This window comes from Desulfospira joergensenii DSM 10085 (assembly GCF_000420085.1).
Lineage (GTDB): Bacteria > Desulfobacterota > Desulfobacteria > Desulfobacterales > Desulfobacteraceae > Desulfospira > Desulfospira joergensenii.
This window is the reverse complement of the sequence record NZ_ATUG01000003.1, coordinates 831,309-851,592: the sequence shown is the minus strand read 5'-3', so window position 1 is coordinate 851,592 and position 20,284 is coordinate 831,309. Positions and strand designations below refer to the sequence as shown.

Sequence of the window (20,284 nt, the reverse complement as noted above, 5' to 3'; positions counted from 1 at the left end):
TGAGGTAATTTTCCATAGGTGTTTTATCGGCAGGGAAGCTGTAACTATTAAACAGAGAGTCGCCACCATTAATGTCTTCTTTCGACGGACAATGACCCCAGGCTCATTAACCAAAGGCTATTTTCTGGGATATTTTTTTAAATATTTTATTCATATTCAACGGGTTGGTTTGGTCAAGAAGTTAGGATAACCCACGTCAGGTCTTTTTTAATTGAGTCCCATGCCTATCACCAGTCCCACCGCAATGCCCAACCCGATAAAAATAGACCCGACAACAATGCCGACGGAAATATTGTTGTCGGATAGCTGTTTTGATGTATCAAACGGAGTCACCCGATCAAACAGCTTAAAACCGACCAGCATAAAAATAAGTGTAAGAATGACACCAAAAACCGCATAAAGAAAATTTGCAACAATGATTCCGATTTCCATTACCGTAATACCTTTTTAACCTTGTTGATTTTATTTACGTACCCAATGGTTTCTTTGCTGTGCCTACCGGTTACCTTTGGGAGTGCTCTTTCAATGGATGACCAAAAGTTCGGGTTCATACCGTTTTTCTCGGCAATTTTCTGGGCTCTCAGAACATTTCCCTTACCTGCATTATAGGACCCGAACATGAAGGCCAGTTTATCCTGAAAAGGTCTTTTGGCCTTCCATAATTTCCAAATGTTCCGGTCATAGTAGATACCGGCTGCGATATTCCACTTGGGCTGCAGTGAAGATCCCTTAATCGAAGGATTCTTATATTTGATTTCATCAAATGTTTTCGGCATGATCTGCATGATTCCTTTTGCACCGACATGGGATTTTGCATCTGGATTCAGATGGGATTCGGCAATGGCCTGGGATTTAAAATACCGCCAGTCAAAACCGGGCCCAAAAAACCGTTTCGTATATTTTTTAAAATACACATCATATTTGGTGTGACTGTTGTATCGTTCAAATCCATAAGTTTGAAACGGCCGGAACAGCAAAAAAACAAAGAAGCATATCAATAGTTTTGAAGAAAAATTCATACACGATTCTACCATAGAAATAAAAGATAAAAAATAGCGATCCGTAACAGGGAAAGTCTATGGTTGCTATCCATCTGACAAACCGGATTTAGTCGATAAGTAGTCCTCGCTTTTTTTGTAAAAATAATTCTGTCCCCTTTTAATCCCTGGACTACCTGTAACGCTCTTCTTTCCATGGATCGGCCGTATTGCTGAAGCCGCCGCTCTCCCAGGAGCCAAGTTCATCTTTTACGCTGAATTTAATCGCTTCAATCCATTTGGCACTTTTATAGAAATAAAGATCCGGGATCAATCCCCTCAATGGTGCCCCATGGGGTTCTGCCAGTGGTTCACCGGAAAACCGATGAGCTAAAATGACATTGCCTTTGCGCGCCTGGGCAACGGGGATGCTGGTGGTATACCCCGCGTGGGCTTCAAAGATGACAAACCCGGCCTTTTCACTCGTACCGACCGCATCCATCAGATAACTCAACCTGATGCCCTGCCACCTGGAATCCAAAAGTGTCCATCCGGTGACACAGTGGATATCACAGATAAGGTCGGTTTGAGGAAGCTTCATGAGGTCATCCCACTTGAAAACCATGGGCTTTTTAACCTCGCCTTTAATCTGCAACTGCCATTTGTGATCAAGGCCCGGGCCTGAGATTCCTCCCATTGGTTGAATGGATTCAACTGCCATCTGTCCGGGTGGTAATCGCGGTCTGCCATCCGGCCTTAGCTGGCTGGCCAGCTCAGCATTGGCAGCATGCGAGAGTTTAATAAAAGTTCCGGGCAGGCCGATCTGAACCAGTGCACCACCGGAAAGCGTCATAAATTCACGTCGTGACAGCTTGTTGTTTCCCATTCGGCCTCCATTTAGTTGAGGATTTAAGCAGAGATCGAGAAATCAAAATGTGTCTGATAAAAAATAAGAAAAACACTTGTATATAAAGTACGTCTGAAACACAGACCGTCAAGCTGTCCGAAAAGGGGAACCTCCGAAATCGCTTTTTCCGATAAAAGAATACGAAAAAAGACAAATTCGGGAGCAGCTCAATGAATCAAGGCCGTTTAACAGGTAGCGGGACAAATCCGACTGACCTGGGAAAAATGATTCATGACTCAGCTTTTTAATGAAAACCCTTATTCTGATCAATGTTCTCAACGGATATGTTAGATCAGATGGGCATGTATAAAATCTGAAACAGAATGTTGTATGGTTAGGGATTACTCTTTTTCTCCTCTTTTACAATTGCAGTTAAATGTATAAAATCTTGAAATAGAGAATACTGTATAAAAGGAGGTTTTAAATTGCCAAATCTGCTCGCAAAAGAACAAATCGAAAAAATGTATGAAGCGGCCACGGGCATATTGTCCACTGTAGGGGTTGAATTTGAGATGGAGAGCGCTTTGGCGCTTTTTAAAAAAAGTGACGTAAGGGTAGATGGGAAACGGGTGTTTATCTCTCAACGTTTTCTGGCCACAACCCTGAAATGGATGCCCGAATATAAATACGAACCCACAAATACCAAGAGACTGGCTGCAGCTTCTCCCTTCTCCAATTCTCCCATGATTCTCAATGATGCAACAGGAGAGAGCCGGAGAGGTACTGTTGAGGATGCCGTTAAAATGTACCAACTGGCAGAAACCAGTGATCTTTATGAATCTGTAAATCCCGGGGTTGTCGATCCTGTAAACAATGATAATGAGGATCAATACATTTCCCAAATTGCCATGTTATTGAAATATTCCGATAAATTCCCAAGCCTTGGATTGCGGGCCACAAAATCCAATACCAAAAACGGGGATGTCTATGGCAGCGCTAAAAAAGCGATACAACTGATCAAAGACATAAAGGCTACAAGCGACGAGCCGGTTATGGGGCAGGGAATTTGTCCAAATCCACCGCTGTCATATGATGAAGAAAGTTTGATCAACTTGACGGTTCTTGTTGAAGAAGAACAGAATATAACGATTTCTCCTTGTACATTGTCCTATATGACCGGCCCTGAAAGCCTAATGGGCATCGTTGTCCATGATATTGCAGTCTGCCTGGCAGGAGTGGTATATGTCCAACTTCTTAAACCGGGTACACCAGTGGCGTTCAGCTGTTTTTCCACCATGACGGATATGAGAACCATGCAGCCGGTTTATGCCAGCCCGGAATATCTTAATGTGCAGATTATGTTTTACGAGACCTGTCTCCATTTCGGCTTGAATTGTGTTTTGTGCGGTTGTTTAGCCGACGGCACTAAAAATGATTACCAGGGTGGGTTTGAATCCTGCATCACTTCAATTGCACCGTATTTTATGACAGAGGTTGAAGAAATCTGGTGCTATCCCGGTCTTATGGCAGCCTTTGCCGGCGGTAGTTTCAACAAAATAATATTTGATGAAGAATTGCTGATTAGCTGCAATCGCCTTCTTCAGGGACTCGGTCTTTCCTTTGACCCGAATCTTAAGGATAAATTTATTAAAGCTGTGGATACCAGAAGTTTTCTTACCATAGGCGATGTGGGAATATATAGAAAAGAACAGCGCATCACCCCCGTATTCGACAAGAAGGGAATGAATCCGGATAAGTCTCCGGCAGAAAGCATTATCAATCTTAATGCAGAAAAAATCATAGAAAAAAGATGTGCATCTTATATTCTTCCTGAACGCAGCAAAGAGCAACAATCGCTTCTGCAAGAATATCTTCCCAGACAATGCAAATATTAGCAGATTAAAATAGACTAAACTCAAAACCCTGTTTCTGATCTTTGGAAGTATGGTTTCTTTTCCAGAATAAGCATTTTAATACCCAATATTATGTCTATCATCGATCGCCCAAACCCAATCGAAAGCGGCATTCAATAAGAGAAGCATTGATAGGTGAGAGCAGATATCCTTGAGACAAGGCTGACAGGGAAAGTCCGGGGAGTCGTCCGATCGAAAAACGGAGCCTTGCCCAAGGGTAGTCCACACCTCAAGTTCTTGATTTGATCTGCCAGGTTTTCGATCCAAGCTACCGATTACGAAAGTAGGCGGCACAACTTCAATAAAGGCTTGGGAGTTCTTTTTTGGTTTCCAGGGTTTCGACTTACTCCATTTGATTGGGATCGTTGCTTTTAATTACCCATTTTTATATGATGGACAAGATCCAAAGAAAAATAGAGTTCTGTTGATATCTTACAATAGGAGAAGTTATGCATATACCAAAGCCATATGAGGCGTTTTCCAAAAACTATCCAGATCTTTTAAAAAAATATAGTGATCTGGGGGAGGCATGCCGAAATGCTGGTCCTCTAGAAGAAAAATATCAAGATCTGATTAAGTTAGGGATTGCAATGGGAGCGAATTCAAGAGGCGCTGTAATGTCCGCAGTACGAAAGGCGTATAGTGCCGGGGCAACTGAAGACGAGATCAGACATGCAGTGTTGTTGGCTGTGACTACTACAGGTTTTCCCAACGCTATGGCTGCTATGTCATGGGTTGATGAGGTTCTTGCAAAAAAATAGGTTTAATTTGTCCATTTACAGCATTCTTTTGGCGTAATGATATTTTAAACCGCCAAGATCATAGAGAGCGGAGATAATCAATTTTAATTAAAATACCGAGTTGCATATTTTGTAAAAAACCTGATTGACAGGGATAGTATGGGGTGGTCATCCGTCTGTAAATCGGACTTCGTCAGGAGAGTAGTCCTCGCTGCCAGTCGGTTCTGATCTCCTGAGCCTTTCTCTTGGTAATCATGCCTTGCTCCTGAGCTGGCAAAGCTCCGGATAAATACCATAAAAGCTCAGTCAACTTTATCCGGTATTTAATTGACCGTTCAGGATCTGCGGACGGGGACAAAAACAATGTACTAAGTACATAAATGATTTATAATTTCAATCGAGCACGATCTCTATAAATGCAGGACGATCTAAAATTCTATCAATTGAGCCCTTCATAAATGTATTCAACTCTTCATTCATGTTTTGAAAGATATTTTTTGCGATCTGTGCATGTTTGAAATTCCAGTTGGAAAGCTCTCTGGGAATTTTAGTAAGAGGATAAAGATCCAGAGTTGTTTCGAAATTTTCTATTTCTTTTACTTTTAATTGAATGAAATTCGGTTTCAAATGAACAACATCATTCCGAATTTCCTTAAGTTCCAAATATTTTTGAAAAATTGATAAATTTTCATTAAAACAATCTATTTTATCACCAGGGCGATAGATTACCTTTTCCCCCTTTTTGCAAGTACCCATTTTAGGCAAGCATTTATGCGAAACATTTAACCATTTTTCTTTTAAAGGGATCTTTTTGAGTTCTTCTCTGTTATAGACTCGACAATATTGATAAATAACGTTAACTATTGCCTCTAAAGCTACAGGAAATAATAATATTGCCGCTCTTGAGAATGCATGTTCTTTAATTCTTTCTGATTTATTGTTAGCTTCTTTAGCAGAATCAAAAAAAAGGAAAGCGTCCGCTATTATATAAAAAGCAGGATTCCTTTTGTACTCACAAAGCGAATTTGGAGAAACTTCCAGATGGAAATCTTCAAATTCTTGATCAACCAATTCTGTATGCTTACAGACCCAGTCATCGTTGATTGACATTTTATTTTCCTCATTATTGTATTAAGAACTATCTTGACTGGGCCTAAGATGGCAAGAAAATTTTCTGTAATCCATTCTGGCCGGTATTAAATTGATTTATTCTGTCTCCGAGAAGAAAAAAACTTCAATCTATCCGAGGTATCGGTTCTAATACTCCTTTCTTTGAGACAATATTAAATTTTAAAAAAAACGCCTCAAAAGGTTGTAATTGTGGTTCTGTATTAGCCCAGTCAAATTGAAGCGGATCACTGTATGTTATTGGGAGGTAGCCACCTTCTGGCTTGGGAATCTGTATAGTCCAACGGATTCCCAAATTCCCATTTTTTGGAACATGTTCATCTTTGTCGTCAGAGCGAAGCCAAATTTGAAAGCAAACTGAACCCGCCGAAAAAATTGCAATCATGTATGGAATTTGGGCTTCTTCTGTTTTACGCCGAAGAATTTGCCCAGCAAGAACTGGGGGAGCGTTTCCAATGTAACTATAGGAGTGCGGTGGTCCCCAGAATCCGAACAATGTGCTAAGCTCTGATTCACTAACATGAAAGGAGTTGGCAATGACCACCAGGAAACGGAAACAGTATTCACCTGAGTTCAAAGCGAAGGTTGCGTTGGCTGCCCTGAAAAATGGGCAAACAGTAGCCGAGTTGGCAGCGCGGTATGAAATCCACCCGACAATGATCAACACCTGGAAACGGAATCTGCTTAACGGCGCCGCAGATGTGTTCGATAAAAATCGGAATCAAAAAAAACATATGGATACCAAAGTAGATGAGCTTTACCGCCAAATTGGCAAATTAAAGGTGGAAAACGATTTTTTGTCGAAAAAGCTCAACTTTTAAGTCGAACAGAACGTAAAAAAATGGTCGATTTCAATAATCCTCGGATCAGCATTGTTCAACAATGTAAGTTGCTTAAGGTAAGCCGAACCTCGGTATATTACCGCCCCAAAAAAGTTCGTCGTCTGGATCTTGAGCAGATGAGACTGATTGATGAGCAATATTTAAAAACCCCGAATTATGGAAGCCGATCAATGCGTACTTTTCTGCAAAGGTTGGGCTATAAAATAAGTCGTAAGCGTGTCCGGAGACTGATGAGCATAATGGGATTACGGGCCATATATCCAAAGCCGAAAACAAGTAAGAAGCACCCGAGGCACAAGGTCTATCCCTATTTGCTTCGTAAACTGACAATAAACCGTCCCAATCAGGTTTGGTGTGCGGATATCACATACATTCCTCTTGCCAAAGGTTTTATGTATCTTGTGGCAATTATGGACTGGTATAGTCGGAAAGTATTATCCTGGCGGCTTTCCAATACCCTTGAAACGGCATTCTGTATTGACACTCTTGAAGATGCGATACATCAATATGGTTGTCCCGAAATATTCAATTCAGACCAGGGGAGCCAGTTCACCAGTGAGGCCTTCACTGGAGTCTTGAAGGAGAACGCCATCCGTATCAGCATGGATGGCCGTGGCCGTTTTCGTGATAATATTTTCATTGAACGGCTATGGTGGACTCTGAAGTATCACTATTTGTATTTAAGGGCGTTTGAAGGAGGTTTGAAGCTCCGCCAAGGACTGACACAATGGTTCCTGTACTACAACGGGGAACGCTTTCATCAGTCACTGGACAACTGGACACCAGATGAAATTTACTATAAAAACCAAGAACGAAAGGCGGTCGCATAGGGTTACTGCTGCCTGTTTTTTACACGCCCTCCGGGCGCATAAAAACCAGTCACCCGTGCGATGTTTTTCTATTTTTTAATTTTTTTAAAAAACAGATTCAGAGCTTATCTCAGGCCCCAGGCTGTTCATTCATTAGGGTCCAGCGCAGGAGAAACCAACCCGGAGAATGCCTCTCACAGGAGCGATAGCTTCTCTTTGTAGGCTATTAAGGACTCCTTTAAATCTGTGAAGTTCACCCACCGGAAGCAGAGATATAGCTATTTTTGCCAAAGCCTTATATGCATATAAAGGGATGAATTTATCTCCTTCGACAGGCATTCGAAGCTGAATAATGTTTGTTCCTGGGACGCTGCCAAATATATTGTCAGTGGGACCAGTCGACTTCACCTGGATATCACGGCCATCTTGATCAGAATGCCGAATGAAAGAATCACCATTGCTTCGGCCTGTCTGTCTTACCCGCTTCTTTCCTTTAACACCTCCAAGGGTAAGAAAGGGGCCAACAGCTTTACATAGCGAGTCTTCATAAACAGAGAATTTATTATTACACGATTTGCATTCATCTAAGGAAAAAAGGACTTTATTTCCAAGTGCTTCCGGAAAAGTATGGGCATTGGTTTGTCCACCAAATGCAGATTGATCATCATTGCCACAAAACCGACAACATGATCTTGTCCCTAAAAATCGCTTTCCAGTTTTAGATTCGTTCGATTCTTGTGCAATTATTTCATACATTCAAAACCCCATTTAGATTCGATAATTGTAATATGCTATATTCTATCCTTGATTGAATTTTGAAAGCATAATGGATATTACAGAAATTAAAAGTATTGAAAATAAATCACTCCATGGCGCAGATTGCAACAGTCAACTTAATGCCCTCTTAAATTTCCTTTTATTCTGGGCCAGAGGACCGTTGACTATGTCTATAAGTCCTCCCCACGAAAACTCGAACCAAACCAGAGCAATATTATTAACAGTCCAAAGATTGGTAAAATACTATAGGACTAGGGGGAATTTCATCCTTTGGCAACGGTTATGACTATCCTGACCCATACTTTGAAATATACCTGAACTTTCCGTACTCCCATGGAGGCCCGGGTGGGGTGCCGGCGGAGACATCGGGTTTGATTGCGTACAGACTCTCCATGGCGCGGAGTAAAAAAAGGAGAACTGTCTGAGCCAAGGCGAGTTTTCTCCTTTTGCGGAGCGGCATGGCAGAGGCTGTAGGAATCGTTAACCCTGCGGAGCTGCACCCCGCCCGGGCCGGACTTCCGATCCACCGGGAAATTTTAAAAACAAATTCAAGCGCCCCTTAATTTACCGGAAGTCCAAATCTCCGGCCCTGTTCAGCGTTCCCGGTAAGGATTCCGGCTCAGGCAGGCCGGAATCCAGGGCAGGGGACAGTCTTCAGATCGGCCCTGATTCTTAAGGCCGGGAAAGGATCCTCCAGGGTTTGTCTGGAAATGGTGCATGGTTTTTGGCTCCGGTATCGGTACGGCCGGATTTTCAGGGATGCCGGATAGGCACGGCACTGGTCAATCAGGGCTGCGGAAATGAGCCGGGTACACAAAAATCCCATTTTGACTGCGGTTAAATTTTAAAATCCATGCTATGATCAAAAAGAGGTGAGATTCCGTCTTCTATCCGGCAGAGATTCCAGATTTTAACCTCTGTGAAGCGATCTGAGGGAAAAAGAGAGCATGGTAAATAAGACAAGCATATCTTTAAATTTAATCTTGTTGTTGTCCTTGCCGTCAAGGGCGTTTGCCTCTGATTTTACCATTCTGACCGTGGGGCTCGGAAGCCTTCTGCTGTCGGTATTCATCATAATTCTCGGCGTTAAAGCCTCATTTGCTGCAAGAGCGGCAGGGACTCAAAAAGCCAGACCCTATATGTTTGTTATCCTTTTTTTAGTTCTTCTGGGAATCGGGATCGTAATAAATGAATCCGGGCACATGTCCGGGTCTGATCTGACGGGAATGCTGGCTGTGATCCTCTTGCCCGGTTTTATCTCTTTTATACTGCCGATTGTAGTTGGGAGAAAGAATCATTATAATGACAGAGAATAAGCCTGGTTTCTCCCGGGACCGATGACCGGTGCCGGAGAGCTTGACGATAAAAAAAAGATTTCAGAGGGAAAAGATTTGACCGACGACACCAACAAGATAGACTCCATCGCAATCAATGAAGTGCAGTTGATTCTGGCTGAGAAGCGTACATCTTTATCTGTTATGAGAACAGGCATCGCAGTATTGGCATTGCCGCTGTCGGTGATGAGTGTTCTGATCGCCACTTCAAAGTACTATGATGTTCTCCATGTTATGCATTTAATGATTCCCCTTGTCGCACTCAACCTTGCTTTATTGGTGTTCGGCTTTTATCTGGTTATCGGCTCAATCATCCGAATGAGGCATTATGACCGCTTTATACGTGAAATTAAGCGAAAGCACAGCATCATCGGAGAGTATATTGAGTGAATGCATCAATGGAACCTGACCGGAGAGAGAGGCCGCCAAAGCTGGATTTATGCGGCTGAACAACATTGGTATTTATGATACGGACAGAATAGGATAATGAAAAATAAGAAACCCCGGGTATTGTTCATGTCCCATGGAGGCGGTCCCCTGCCGCTTCTCGGAGACGAGGGTCACCGGGAGATGGTTGAGACCTTGAAAAGAATTGCAGGTCAAATAGAAAAACCATCGGCCATCCTTCTGATAAGTGCGCACTGGGAAGAAAAAATACCCGCCATTACATCCGGGGCAAATCCTTCCCTGATTTACGATTACTATGGATTTCCAGAGGAATCCTATGGGATTGAATATCCGTGTCCGGGAGAGCCTCTCCTGGCGGACCAGGTCCATTCTCTATTGGTCAGAGCCGGGATAAAAGCCAATACGGATGGCCAAAGAGGCTTTGACCACGGTTTGTTTGTCCCTCTGAAGATCATGTATCCAGAAGCAGATATTCCCTGCATCCAACTCTCTCTGATTCAGGGCCTCAGCCCGACCCGGCACATCAAAATGGGCAGGGCCCTTGCCGGGATAGATCATGACAACCTGCTCATCATCGGCTCGGGATTTTCATTTCATAATTTAAAGGCTTTTTTTGCTCCGGATACAGAAGAGACCCGGGCCATGAACCAGGCCTTTGATCAATGGCTGATCCATACCTGTTCCGATACGGATCTGGATGAAGAAGAAAGAACCCAGAGGCTGGAAAACTGGCAGGAGGCCCCCTTTGCCGGGTATTGCCATCCCCGGGAGGAGCATTTGATGCCCTTGCATGTCTGTTACGGTGCTGCCCAAAGGGCCTGCAGCCGGTATTTTGCATTGAAGATCATGAAGAAACAGGCAAGCCTCTATCTCTGGTAGATCAATTCAGGTGATCCGGGATCCTGCCGGAAACAGCAGGTCCCGGATAAGCGTTCTACACTTCGGGCCTGGGAAACAGGCTGCTTCTTTCCACGATCTCAGGAACTTTTTCCTCCCACTCAATGGCCATGATGTGGAATCCTGCAACCCCGTCCACCTCCTTGAGTTCCTGGATATGCTCCACACAGATATCAATGCCTTCCTGGGCCTGTTTGCCCTTTTCCACCCCGGCAAGGCGCTTTATGATCTCCTCGGGCACGTCCATGCCCGGGACTTTTTTGGCCATGTACTTGGCCATACCCACGGATTTCATGGGGGTCATGCCGGCCATGATAAAGACCTTTTGGGTAAGGCCCCTATCCCTTGCCCTTTTGATCCACTCTTTGAACTTGTCGATGTTGTAGATGCACTGGGTCTGGATGAACTCGGCACCGCAGGCGATCTTTTTGGCAAGCCTCGGCACCCTTATCTCAAAGGGATCGGCAAAGGGGTTGGCTGCGGCGCCCACAAATATTTTGGGCGGACGCTTGATCTCGTCTCCGCCCAAAAACTTGCCCTGGTCCCTCATGTGGCGGACGGTCTGGAGCAGCTGCATGGAATCGAGATCATGGACGTTCTGGCCCTGGGCACAGTCCCCGAAGCTCTGGTGGTCCCCGGAAAGACAGAGCATATTGGGGATGTCAAAGGAGGCGGCGCCCAGGATATCGCTCTGGAGGGCCACCCGGTTTCTATCCCGGGTCACCATCTGCAGAACCGGCTCAATGCCCATGAGCTTGAGGTGGATACAGGCGGCCAGAGAGGACATCCGGGTCATGGCGGTCTGGTTGTCCGTGACATTGATGGCATCCACATAATCCTTGATGAGCCGGCCTTTTTCCTTTACCTCTTCCGCGTCACTTCCCCTGGGCGGTCCGCACTCGGAGGTGACGCCCAGGTGGCCGGCCTTTAATATCTTTTCCAGTCTGCTTTGTGTCATCAGCTCGCTCATATCTTCACATCCTCCCTTGTTACGGTTCTGGGGCCGCCGGCCCGGTCTGTGGACCAGTCCTTGATGGGGGCGACTTTCTCGTAGTCATCCATTTTGCCCAGGGCCTTGAGCCGGTCAATGATGAGCTGCCAGGCACAGTCCGTGTCCGGCCCCAGCTCGCACTTGCCGTTGGTGGACCCTCCGCAGGGACCGTTGAGCACCCGCTTGGCGCACCGGGAGACCGGACAGATCCCCCCGGTCCTGGCCAGAACACAGGAGCCGCAGGCCTGGCACCGCTCGGTCCAGAGTCCCCGGTCTTCATTGGCCCCCAGGCAGACCGTGTTGACGCCCGGAAGCAAAGGCGTGGTCAGATATTTTTCCGCTGCAAACTGGACCCCCACCCCGCAGGCCAGGGAGACAACAGCGTCGTAATCATCGATATTGGAGCGGATCTCCTCCAGATATTCGTGGTCGCACTGGCGCTCCAGGGTCCTCTCGGAAATGACTTTTTCCTTTCCCTGGGTGATGAAATACATTCTCAGGGCCGATGCCAGAACCTCCACCTCTTTTTTGCCGCCGGCCTCGCACACGGTTACACATTCGTTGCACCCCAGGATCAGGATGCGGTCATAGATTTCTGTTTCCCGGATAATTTCCTGAATCGGTTTTTTTTGGGCAATGATCATATGAAACCCCTTCAATAGAAAGTTAAGAATAAGCGGTCCAAACCCTGGGAGAAATCAGGCGGCACCGGTTTCTTTGATTTTTTTCATGGGACTTGGGCCAAGCATGGTAATTTTCTCTGCCATATCCTGGCAGATTTCGGCAAACCTGGGTCCCATGGCCGAGGACAGATTGTACATCACCACCCGGTCGGGCTCCAGACGGATCTCATCCAGGATCTTTTTCACAGAATTTACCCGGGCCCGGGCCTTGAAATTGCCCTCCAGAAAATGACACTCTCCTTCCAGGCAGCCGGCCACCATTACGCCGTCCGCCCCTTCTTCAAGGGCCTTTAATATGTGGATGACATCGATCCGGCCCGTACAGGGCACCTGGATGATCTTGATATTGGGCGGATAGGAAATCCTCATTGAGCCGGCCAGGTCTGCGGCGGCATAGGCACAGTACTTACAGCAGAAACCCACGATCTGGGGTTCAAAGTTTTCTGTCATGATCTTCTCCTTGCTATGTGAAAGCCCCGGCAGAGGGGGCGCCTTGCCCCTCTGCCTGTGTTTTATGCAAAAAGGGCCTTGGATTTTTCATTGATCTGCCGGTCCGTGAAATGGTTGAGGGTGATGATCTTGGCCGGGCATTCCGCCGCGCACACCCCGCATCCGTGGCACAGGGCCGGTTCAATGTACGCATGGCCGTCCACAACCTTTGGCACCCCGTAGGGACAGGATCTCACACAGACCAGGCACCGGGCGCATTTGTCCGGGAACCGGTTTTCCGCCACCACTCCCCCCACCAGGATCTTGTCCCTGGACAGGACGCAAGCGGCCCGGGCCACGGCAGCCCGGCCTTGTGCAATGGATTCGTCCAGGGATTTGGGGTAATGGGCAAGACCGGCCAGGAAGATCCCCTCCGAGGCAAAATCCACGGGCCGCAGTTTGGCATGGGCTTCGTTGAGGAATCCGTCCGCATTGACCGGGACCTTGAATTGTTCGAATAGTTCCTTGTTCTCGTTGGGAATCACGGCCGCAGCCAGGATCAGGGCATCCGGGGTGATGAGAACCTTCCGGTCGAGTATCTTTTCATGGAGCCTTACCTCCAGGGTCTGGCTGTCCCCCAGGGAAACCTGGGGCGGATGGTCTTCGTCGTACCGGATAAAGAGGATGCCCTCGTTTCTGGCCCGGGTGTAGAGATCCTCCCGGACCCCGTAAGTCCGGATGTCCCGGTAGAGGACAAATATCCGGGCTTGGGGATTTTTCTCTTTTATCTTCAGGGCCTTGATCATGGTATTGGTACAGCAGATCTTGCTGCAATAGGGGCGTTCCTCGTTCCTGGATCCCACGCACTGGATAAAGACGATGGTGTCGGCCTTGAAAATTTTATCATCCTCTTGATCCAGGGCCCGGTTCAGGTCCAGGTGGGTATAGATTTCCGGGTGTTCTTTGTAGAGGAACTCCCTGGGCTGATACTCGCTGCCGCCGGTGGCCAGGATAGTGGCCCCGTGCTCCACGGTGAGGGCCCCGATTTTTCCGGTTTCGCCTTCCCGGTTTCCCCCCACCATGATCTCGGTGGAGAAATTGCCCATGATGCCGCCGGTTCCCACAACCTGGGCGTTAAGCAGCACCCGGATCCTTTCATGTTCCATCACCTTTTGGGAAAGGCTCTTAAGATAGGGAGGAATTTTCTCTCCCTGGGCCGTTGTCAGCAGTTTCTTGGCCACTCCGCCCAGATGGTCTTCCCTTTCCACGAGAATCACGTCAAATTCCTGGTCGGCCGCGCACAGGGCCGCTTCCATGCCGGCGGCTCCGCCGCCCACCACCAGCAGGGCCTTGATCACGTTCAAGGGGGTCTGGTACAGGGGCTCGATGCAATTGGCCTTGGCCACGGCCATGGAGACCAGATCCTTGGCCTTTTTTGTGGCCAGGTCCGGGTTGTTCATGTGGACCCAGGTGTTCTGGTCCCGTATATTGGCCATTTCAAACAGATACTTGTTCAGGCCGGCTTCCCGGATGGTCTCCTGGAAAAGGGGTTCATGGGTCCTGGGAGAGCAGGAGGCCACCACCACCCGGTTGATATCTTTTTCAAGGATTACCTCCTTGATCTTGTCCTGGGTATCCTGGGAGCAGGTAAAGAGGTTGTCCTCCACATGAACCACGTTGGGCAGGGTGGCTGCATAGTCCCGGACTTCAGGAACATCGGCAATCCCCCCGATGTTGATCCCGCAATTGCAGACAAACACCCCCACCCGGGGAGGCTGGCCTGAAAAGTCCTTTTCCGGGGGAAGATCCCGGGTCCGGGTCAGGGTTCCCCGGGCCGGGGCCAGGGCCTGGGCCGCACAGGCTGCGGCTGCCGAGGCTTCCATGACCGACTGGGGAATATCCTTTGGGCCCTGGAATACTCCGCAGGCATAGATCCCTTTTCTCCCGGTTTGAACCGGTGTCAGGTCCCGGGTCTCGGCAAATTTATGCCTGTTCAGCCCGATGTCCAGGGTCTGGGCCAGCTCCTGGTTGCCTTCTCCGGAAACCAGGCCCACGGAGAGGACCACCATGTCAAAGATCTCCTCTTCCAGATCCCCGGATTCGGTGATGTACCGGAGCATGAGGGTCTGGTTTTCATGGGGCTCCACCGTGTGAACCCGGGACCGGACAAAACGGACCCCGGCCTCATCCCTGGCCCTGAGATAGTAGCGGTCAAACTCCTTTCCATAGGTTCTCATGTCCATGAAGAACACGGCCGTGTCCAGCTCTTCCGGGCTGTGTTCCTTGGCGATGACGGTCTGTTTGACCGCGTACATGCAGCAGACCGAGGAGCAGTATGCATTGTCACAGGTATTGACATCCCTGGACCCGGTGCACTGGAGCCAGGCGATTTTTTTCGGGGAAGTTTCGTCCGAAGGCCTTACCAGATGGCCCTCATAGGGACCGGAAGCCGATAATATCCGTTCGAACTCCAGGCTGGTGACCACGTTGGGATGGGAAAGATAATTGTAGACGGCATGGAGGGAGGGGTCAAAGGGGATAAACCCGGGGGAGGCAATGACGGCTCCCACGTTCAGGGTGATTTTTTGAGGTGTCATGAAATGGTCAACCGCCCCGGCCACACAGGCCTCCACGCATTGGTAGCACTCGGAACAGATCCCGCAGGACAGGCACCGGGATACTTCCCTTTCAATGGCTTCAAGGGCCAGGTCCAGGGTGACCTCTTTGAAGTTGCCCTCCCGGTCGGCCACGCTGATCTTGTCCGGGTGCACCCTTTCCAGCCGGGGAACATTCTCGATCTCCGGTTTTTCAAACTCATAGCTCTTTTCCCGGTCTTCAAAGAGATCCAGTCCGTTGATAAACCGGTGGATGGACTCGGCCGCGGTCTTGCCCGAGGCAATGGCGTCCACAACGGATTTGGGGCCGTAATAGGCGTCCCCCCCGGCAAAGACCCAGTCAATGGGGGTCTGGAGGGTAACAGGATCTGCCTCATATCCCCCCGGGGGGGTCAGGGCGATGCCCTCTTTACCGGCAAAACCGGTCTCTCCCATCTGGCCGATGGCCACGATCACCGTGTCCGCCTCATAGGAGGTGAGCTTGCAGTCGTCGTACTGGGGATTGAACCTTCCGTTTTCGTCAAACACGGCCGTGCATTCCTGGAAGCTGACCTCGTTGACTTTTCCGGAGTCGTCCCCATAGAAACGCAAAGGTCCCTGGCTGTTGACGATGTGGACCTTTTCTTCCAGGGCCTCTTCGATCTCGTAATCCCAGGCCGGCATCTCGTCCCGTTTTTCCAGGCAGACCATGGTCACATCGTCGGAGCCCAGGCGCCGGGCGGTCAGGGCCACGTCCACGGCCACGTTGCCGCCGCCGATGACAATGACCTTGCCGGAGAGTTTCTCTCCCTTGCCCATGGCCGCATTTCTCAGGAACTCGGTTCCCTTGAGCACGCCCTCAAGGTCTTCACCTTTGACGCCCAGTCCCCTGGACCCGTGCAGGCCCGTGGCCATGAACAAAGAGGCGTACCCCTCCTTTTTCAGGCTTTCCAGGGTGATGTCTTTGCCGAATTCCACAGAGGTTTTGATCTCAACACCCAATTTTTCTATGACGTCGATCTCTTTTGCAAGTTCCGCCTTGGGCAGGCGGTATTCCGGGATACCCACGGCCATCATCCCGCCCTTGACGGGCAGCTTCTCAAATATGGTGACCTTGTACCCTTTCTGGGCCAGGTAATAGGCAGCGGTCAGCCCGGCAGGGCCGGAACCCACAACAGCCACTTTCTCGGGCCGTTCTTCAAGAATATCAGGGACCCAGGGACCTTCTTCGCTGTCCAGGTCCAGCTGGGCAATGTACCGGTGAAGATATTGGATGGCCAGGGGCTGGTCCGCGTCCCCCCGGGTGCAGACAGACTCGCAGGGATGGTGGCAGACCCGGCCGCAGGAACCGGGAAAGGGGTGTTCCTGTTTGAACAGTTTCAGGGCCTCGTGGTGCTTGCCCTGGTTCATCAGGGCGATGAATCCCTGGATGGATACATGGGCCGGGCAGGTGGCCTTGCAGGGCGCCACGGAACGCTTGTCAACGGCAAAGGCTCCGGGCATGCCCTGGGGATAGAGCTTATATATGGCATTTCGGGTGCGCAGCCCCTGGTCAAAATCGTTTTTGACCTCCACGGGGCAGACCTTGACGCATTCCCCGCAGGCCGTGCACTTGTCCAGGTCCACGTATCGGGGTTCCTGAACCAGGGTCACGGTAAAATTGCCCATGTCCCCTTCCACCTTTTCCACCCGGGCCATGGTATGCAGGTCTATGTTGAGATGGCGGCCTGCTTCCACCAGTTTGGGAGAGATCACGCACATGGCGCAGTCATTGGTGGGAAAGGTTTTGTCCAGCTGGGCCATGACCCCGCCGATCTGGGGCTGTTTTTCCACCAGGTGGACCAGAAAGCCTGAATCGGCAAGATCCAGGGATGCCTGGATGCCGGCAATCCCGGAACCGATGACCATTACGGAACCCACAAGATTCTCATTTTCCATATTCATATCGTCCGTTTTAAAGATTTAGTTTACACCGGGGATTTTCCCCGGCTGCATTGGCCAATCTATCAACCGGTGATACGCGTTTGGAACCCTTGGGAAGTTCAGCGAATTTTAGGAGAGCGGGTAAGGAGTTCCTTATCCGGTGAGCCCTTTGAACACCCTTCTTAAATCCTCCTGGGAAACAGGGGGAAAATCAGGATCTTCAAGGGACTTGTCTGCTGGATCCGGCGGTCTGCCGTCAAACCTGGAGTCAAGACCGGAGGTCGGGATATCCACGGTAAAGACCGCCATGTCCAGGTCCTTTTTATGGGGTTTTTTCTTACTGGTCTTGTCCAGCCAGGCATCACAGGCATCATGGTCCCCGGCAAACATTACGTAGATGACCTTCTTGGTCCGAATGCAGATCAGCCTGAATCCGGACCCCAGGTTAAACTTGAGGCTGTTTTTCAGCCGCCTGTCCGGCCGACCGCTTAACAGGCCCGAAACGGTCAGGGCCTGGCCCTGGATCAGGGCCTGGATGATTTTTCTGGCCTTGCCCGCGGCAATGGCCGGAGCATTGACCTGCTTTTCCATTGAGGCCAGCTGGCGTTCGACCTTTGGATGAAGACGAACCTGATCTGGCATATTTCCTCCTCAGGTCCTGTCAACCCGTGACAGGACGTTTTAGATTTAGGGCAGATCCAAGGGAACTGCCCCTGACCTTTACTCGCAGCAGGATCCGGTACTTCCGCAGGAACTGCAGCCGCCTCCGAGCTTCAAACTGGAATCGAGGCGGAACCCCATGCCGGAAAAGTTGACTTCCACGGGGGATGCCTCTTTCATCAGGCTCTTTTCCATGATGTAGTCGATCCCGTCATGGGTAAATACGGCGTCGTCCTCTTTTTTTTCGTCCAGGGCCATGGCCAGGCTGGGGCCGCCGCACCCCCCGCTGTTGAGAAAGATCCTTACGGGCTGGACCTCTTTTCCTTCAAAATAGGCCTTTACCTGTTCCCGGGCTGTTTCGCTGACGTTTATCATTTTTAACTCCTTATGGTTTATGTATTAAATTTTTACTTAGTTTCAGATATTATTTAGAATTCTCCGGGGGTCTTCTGCAGCTCCCCCAGGGTAAATACCGGGCCGTCCTTACAGACCAGTTCCCGGCCGATATTGCACCGGCCGCACATGCCGATGCCGCATTTCATCCGGTTTTCAAGGCTCATGATAATCTCGTCTTCGGAATAGCCAAGATCCTTGAGAACCGGACGGGTGAATTTAATCATGACGGGCGGGCCGCAGACCAGGGCCAGGGTGGAACCCTCAGACCGGGGGGCGCATTTTTCAGTCACGGCCGGAACAAAACCGGTGTGATAGGCCCAGTCCGGATCATCGGTTCCGTCCACGGTGATGTGCATGCGGATATCGTCTCTCTTTTCCCAGGCTTCCAGCTCGTCCCTGTAGAGAAGCATGCCCGGATGCCTTGCCCCGTAGACCACGTCAATGTCTTTGAAACGGTCCCGGTTTTCGGGCTGGAGCATCATCTCAATGGTGGATCTCAGGGTGGTAAAGGCAAAGCCTCCGCCGATGATTAAAATGTTCTTATTTTCCATCTTTTGGATGGGAAATCCGTTGCCGAAAGGTCCCCGGATGCCCATGGGATCTCCGTCAGCCATATTGTGCAGATGGCTTGTCACCTTGCCGGTCTTGAACACCGTGAATTTGACAATGGGTTTTTCCGTGGGGGATGAGGCGATTCCGATGGGGATTTCGCCTATGCCCGGGATGGAAAGCATGGCAAATTGACCGCAGGTAAAGGAAAAGGCAGCCTCGTCTTCCGGGACTTCAAATTCGAATTCAAAGGTCTTCAGGGACTTGTCACTGGTCTCGGTGGTGATTTTCCGGATCCGTACCGGATAAGGCCTGTATGGATTTAACATGGGACAGCCTCCTCCCGGTTCAGGGTCTGGATGATTTGGCGGATGTCGATATTGGCCGGGCAGGAAGAGATGCAGCGGCCGCATCCCACGCACATGATGCCCTGGCCGTATTTGTCGGCAAAGTATTTGAGCTTGTGCATGAACCGGTTTCTGAACCGCTGGAACCCTTTTTGTCTTGGGTTGTGGCCCGATGCATGGGCAGAGTAAAGCTCTGTCATGCAAGAATCCCAGAGCCTGAGCCTGACCCCTTCTTCCCCGCTCATCTCGTCCTGGATGTCAAAGCACCAGCAGGTGGGGCAGGAAAAGGTGCAGGTCCCGCAGTTGATACAGGAAAAGGCCAAAGATTCCCAGTCCGTGTTGTTGTACAGGTCCAGGGCGTCGGCAATAAGGATTCGGTCAAAGGAGGGAGACGGGGGGAACCCTGCCTCGGTTTTTTGTTTAAGGGCCGCAATCCGCTCTTCAATTTCCGGCCCGCCCTTTTCAAATCCGGCTGCCTCTGCAAAGGCCTCTCCCTTGGGGGTAAGGATCTTACCGATAAAGGCATCCCCTGCCTCTGCCAGGAGGATGTCCAGGCAGGATTCGTCAAAGGGGCCTGTGCCGCAGGCCGGGGAAAAGTTGGTCGGGTCGGGCCGGGTTTCGGCCAGGCCCACCCGGGTCATGGTCTCGTACCGCTGGACAAAGTAGGGATCCTTGTACTCCCCGGTGTCAAAGTTGAGCCTGAGCAGGTCAAAGGCTCTGGCGTCATAGGGGCGGATGCCCACCAGGGCCAGTGGGGCTTCTTCAAAGGAAGGCGCCTCCAGAGACGGGGAGGGCGTTGTTTCCTCCTTCCCGGCCCTGGCCGGAACCCTGTATTGGAACAATGGTTCGGTCCGGGGAAAGATCAGCTCTTTTGGAGAGAGTCGGGTGCAAGTATAGGAAAGATCCGGAACCTCGTCGGGCCCAAGGCGGCGGAACAGGTGTTCATTGCCGTCCCGTACAGGTCCTGCCAGGGCATATGTCTTTTTTGCCTTTGCCATGGCCTGACCCAGATCTTCTTTTTTGAGGGTGATGAATGTCAT

20 protein-coding genes are annotated in these 20,284 nt (G+C 49.5%); 6 read left to right on the top strand and 14 right to left on the bottom strand.

Going from position 1 to position 20,284, the window contains the following annotated elements; all coding sequences use genetic code 11:
- Positions 1–207: 207 nt before the first annotated feature.
- The 3 genes from F608_RS0128000 to F608_RS0127990 form a co-directional block, all read right to left on the bottom strand.
- Positions 208–432: a DUF350 domain-containing protein gene (locus F608_RS0128000; RefSeq protein WP_022669067.1), complete on the bottom strand. Its 225-nt coding sequence runs from the start codon at positions 430–432 to the stop codon at positions 208–210.
- Positions 432–1,019 (bottom strand): transglycosylase SLT domain-containing protein, encoded by a 588-nt coding sequence (locus tag F608_RS33685; RefSeq protein ID WP_022669066.1) that lies wholly within the window; start codon positions 1,017–1,019, stop codon positions 432–434. Before F608_RS33685 ends, F608_RS0128000 begins: the two co-directional genes overlap by 1 nt.
- A gap of 151 nt (positions 1,020–1,170) precedes the next feature.
- On the bottom strand, positions 1,171–1,863 hold the full coding sequence (locus F608_RS0127990; RefSeq protein ID WP_022669065.1) for a molybdopterin-dependent oxidoreductase: 693 nt from the start codon (positions 1,861–1,863) through the stop codon (positions 1,171–1,173).
- A 446-nt stretch (positions 1,864–2,309) separates the two neighbouring features.
- Between F608_RS0127990 and F608_RS0127985 the strand changes: the two genes are divergently transcribed.
- Positions 2,310–3,719 (top strand): trimethylamine methyltransferase family protein, encoded by a 1,410-nt coding sequence (locus F608_RS0127985; protein WP_022669064.1) that lies wholly within the window; start codon positions 2,310–2,312, stop codon positions 3,717–3,719.
- A 467-nt stretch (positions 3,720–4,186) separates the two neighbouring features.
- Positions 4,187–4,498: a carboxymuconolactone decarboxylase family protein gene (locus tag F608_RS0127980; RefSeq protein WP_022669063.1), complete on the top strand. Its 312-nt coding sequence runs from the start codon at positions 4,187–4,189 to the stop codon at positions 4,496–4,498.
- A gap of 372 nt (positions 4,499–4,870) precedes the next feature.
- Here the strand turns inward: F608_RS0127980 and F608_RS0127975 are convergent, their stop codons facing one another.
- Positions 4,871–5,587: a hypothetical protein gene (locus F608_RS0127975; RefSeq protein ID WP_022669062.1), complete on the bottom strand. Its 717-nt coding sequence runs from the start codon at positions 5,585–5,587 to the stop codon at positions 4,871–4,873.
- A 554-nt stretch (positions 5,588–6,141) separates the two neighbouring features.
- On the opposite strand from F608_RS0127975, the gene F608_RS0127960 reads away from it, so the two are divergent.
- A protein-coding gene (locus tag F608_RS0127960; protein WP_208599521.1) for an IS3 family transposase occupies positions 6,142–7,277 on the top strand; the annotation gives its coding sequence in 2 pieces (ribosomal slippage) (positions 6,142–6,421 and positions 6,421–7,277; 1,137 coding nt in all).
- A gap of 132 nt (positions 7,278–7,409) precedes the next feature.
- Here the strand turns inward: F608_RS0127960 and F608_RS0127955 are convergent.
- Positions 7,410–8,012, bottom strand: a complete 603-nt coding sequence (locus tag F608_RS0127955) for a hypothetical protein (protein ID WP_022669060.1) — start codon at positions 8,010–8,012, stop codon at positions 7,410–7,412.
- Between the two features lie 640 nt (positions 8,013–8,652).
- Entirely contained in the window at positions 8,653–8,859 is a 207-nt protein-coding gene (locus F608_RS36525) for a hypothetical protein (RefSeq protein WP_022669058.1), read from the bottom strand.
- A gap of 121 nt (positions 8,860–8,980) precedes the next feature.
- Between F608_RS36525 and F608_RS0127940 the strand changes: the two genes are divergently transcribed.
- The 3 genes from F608_RS0127940 to F608_RS0127930 all read left to right on the top strand — a co-directional run bounded on the left by F608_RS0127940 (position 8,981) and on the right by F608_RS0127930 (position 10,654).
- Positions 8,981–9,349, top strand: a complete 369-nt coding sequence (locus F608_RS0127940; RefSeq protein ID WP_027363200.1) for a hypothetical protein — start codon at positions 8,981–8,983, stop codon at positions 9,347–9,349.
- 75 nt (positions 9,350–9,424) lie between these two features.
- The gene (locus tag F608_RS0127935) at positions 9,425–9,757 is read left to right on the top strand and encodes a hypothetical protein (RefSeq protein ID WP_027363199.1); all 333 of its coding nucleotides are present in this window, start codon (positions 9,425–9,427) and stop codon (positions 9,755–9,757) included.
- 96 nt (positions 9,758–9,853) lie between these two features.
- A complete protein-coding gene (locus F608_RS0127930; protein ID WP_022669054.1) occupies positions 9,854–10,654 on the top strand; it encodes a DODA-type extradiol aromatic ring-opening family dioxygenase in 801 nt (266 codons plus the stop codon).
- Positions 10,655–10,709: 55 nt separating this feature from the next.
- Here the strand turns inward: F608_RS0127930 and F608_RS0127925 are convergent, their stop codons facing one another.
- The 8 genes from F608_RS0127925 to F608_RS0127890 form a co-directional block, all read right to left on the bottom strand.
- Positions 10,710–11,642 (bottom strand): methylenetetrahydrofolate reductase, encoded by a 933-nt coding sequence (locus tag F608_RS0127925; protein ID WP_027363198.1) that lies wholly within the window; start codon positions 11,640–11,642, stop codon positions 10,710–10,712.
- The gene (locus tag F608_RS0127920) at positions 11,639–12,307 is read right to left on the bottom strand and encodes a methylenetetrahydrofolate reductase C-terminal domain-containing protein (RefSeq protein ID WP_027363197.1); all 669 of its coding nucleotides are present in this window, start codon (positions 12,305–12,307) and stop codon (positions 11,639–11,641) included. The genes F608_RS0127925 and F608_RS0127920 overlap by 4 nt, the downstream gene beginning before the upstream one ends.
- A gap of 54 nt (positions 12,308–12,361) precedes the next feature.
- The gene (locus F608_RS0127915; protein ID WP_022669052.1) at positions 12,362–12,796 is read right to left on the bottom strand and encodes a hydrogenase iron-sulfur subunit; all 435 of its coding nucleotides are present in this window, start codon (positions 12,794–12,796) and stop codon (positions 12,362–12,364) included.
- A 62-nt stretch (positions 12,797–12,858) separates the two neighbouring features.
- Positions 12,859–17,307 carry an FAD-dependent oxidoreductase gene (locus tag F608_RS0127910; protein ID WP_027363195.1) on the bottom strand — a complete coding sequence of 1,483 codons (4,449 nt, stop codon included), beginning with the start codon at positions 17,305–17,307 and terminating at the stop codon, positions 12,859–12,861.
- A 138-nt stretch (positions 17,308–17,445) separates the two neighbouring features.
- Positions 17,446–17,934: a hypothetical protein gene (locus F608_RS0127905; RefSeq protein WP_022669050.1), complete on the bottom strand. Its 489-nt coding sequence runs from the start codon at positions 17,932–17,934 to the stop codon at positions 17,446–17,448.
- 78 nt (positions 17,935–18,012) lie between these two features.
- A complete protein-coding gene (locus tag F608_RS0127900) occupies positions 18,013–18,327 on the bottom strand; it encodes an IscA/HesB family protein (RefSeq protein ID WP_022669049.1) in 315 nt (104 codons plus the stop codon).
- A gap of 53 nt (positions 18,328–18,380) precedes the next feature.
- Positions 18,381–19,226 (bottom strand): FAD/NAD(P)-binding protein, encoded by an 846-nt coding sequence (locus F608_RS0127895; protein WP_022669048.1) that lies wholly within the window; start codon positions 19,224–19,226, stop codon positions 18,381–18,383.
- Positions 19,220–20,284: a 4Fe-4S dicluster domain-containing protein gene (locus tag F608_RS0127890; protein WP_022669047.1), complete on the bottom strand. Its 1,065-nt coding sequence runs from the start codon at positions 20,282–20,284 to the stop codon at positions 19,220–19,222. Before F608_RS0127890 ends, F608_RS0127895 begins: the two co-directional genes overlap by 7 nt.

Coding starts and splice junctions, on each gene's coding strand:
- F608_RS0128000 (WP_022669067.1), bottom strand. CDS start 432: ATGGAAATCGGAATCATTGTTGCAAATTTTCTTTATGCGGTTTTTGGT.
- F608_RS33685 (WP_022669066.1), bottom strand. CDS start 1,019: ATGAATTTTTCTTCAAAACTATTGATATGCTTCTTTGTTTTTTTGCTG.
- F608_RS0127990 (WP_022669065.1), bottom strand. CDS start 1,863: ATGGGAAACAACAAGCTGTCACGACGTGAATTTATGACGCTTTCCGGT.
- F608_RS0127980 (WP_022669063.1), top strand. CDS start 4,187: ATGCATATACCAAAGCCATATGAGGCGTTTTCCAAAAACTATCCAGAT.
- F608_RS0127975 (WP_022669062.1), bottom strand. CDS start 5,587: ATGTCAATCAACGATGACTGGGTCTGTAAGCATACAGAATTGGTTGAT.
- F608_RS0127955 (WP_022669060.1), bottom strand. CDS start 8,012: ATGTATGAAATAATTGCACAAGAATCGAACGAATCTAAAACTGGAAAG.
- F608_RS36525 (WP_022669058.1), bottom strand. CDS start 8,859: ATGGGATTTTTGTGTACCCGGCTCATTTCCGCAGCCCTGATTGACCAG.
- F608_RS0127940 (WP_027363200.1), top strand. CDS start 8,981: ATGGTAAATAAGACAAGCATATCTTTAAATTTAATCTTGTTGTTGTCC.
- F608_RS0127930 (WP_022669054.1), top strand. CDS start 9,854: ATGAAAAATAAGAAACCCCGGGTATTGTTCATGTCCCATGGAGGCGGT.
- F608_RS0127925 (WP_027363198.1), bottom strand. CDS start 11,642: ATGAGCGAGCTGATGACACAAAGCAGACTGGAAAAGATATTAAAGGCC.
- F608_RS0127920 (WP_027363197.1), bottom strand. CDS start 12,307: ATGATCATTGCCCAAAAAAAACCGATTCAGGAAATTATCCGGGAAACA.
- F608_RS0127915 (WP_022669052.1), bottom strand. CDS start 12,796: ATGACAGAAAACTTTGAACCCCAGATCGTGGGTTTCTGCTGTAAGTAC.
- F608_RS0127910 (WP_027363195.1), bottom strand. CDS start 17,307: ATGGAAAATGAGAATCTTGTGGGTTCCGTAATGGTCATCGGTTCCGGG.
- F608_RS0127905 (WP_022669050.1), bottom strand. CDS start 17,934: ATGCCAGATCAGGTTCGTCTTCATCCAAAGGTCGAACGCCAGCTGGCC.
- F608_RS0127900 (WP_022669049.1), bottom strand. CDS start 18,327: ATGATAAACGTCAGCGAAACAGCCCGGGAACAGGTAAAGGCCTATTTT.
- F608_RS0127895 (WP_022669048.1), bottom strand. CDS start 19,226: ATGTTAAATCCATACAGGCCTTATCCGGTACGGATCCGGAAAATCACC.
- F608_RS0127890 (WP_022669047.1), bottom strand. CDS start 20,284: ATGACATTCATCACCCTCAAAAAAGAAGATCTGGGTCAGGCCATGGCA.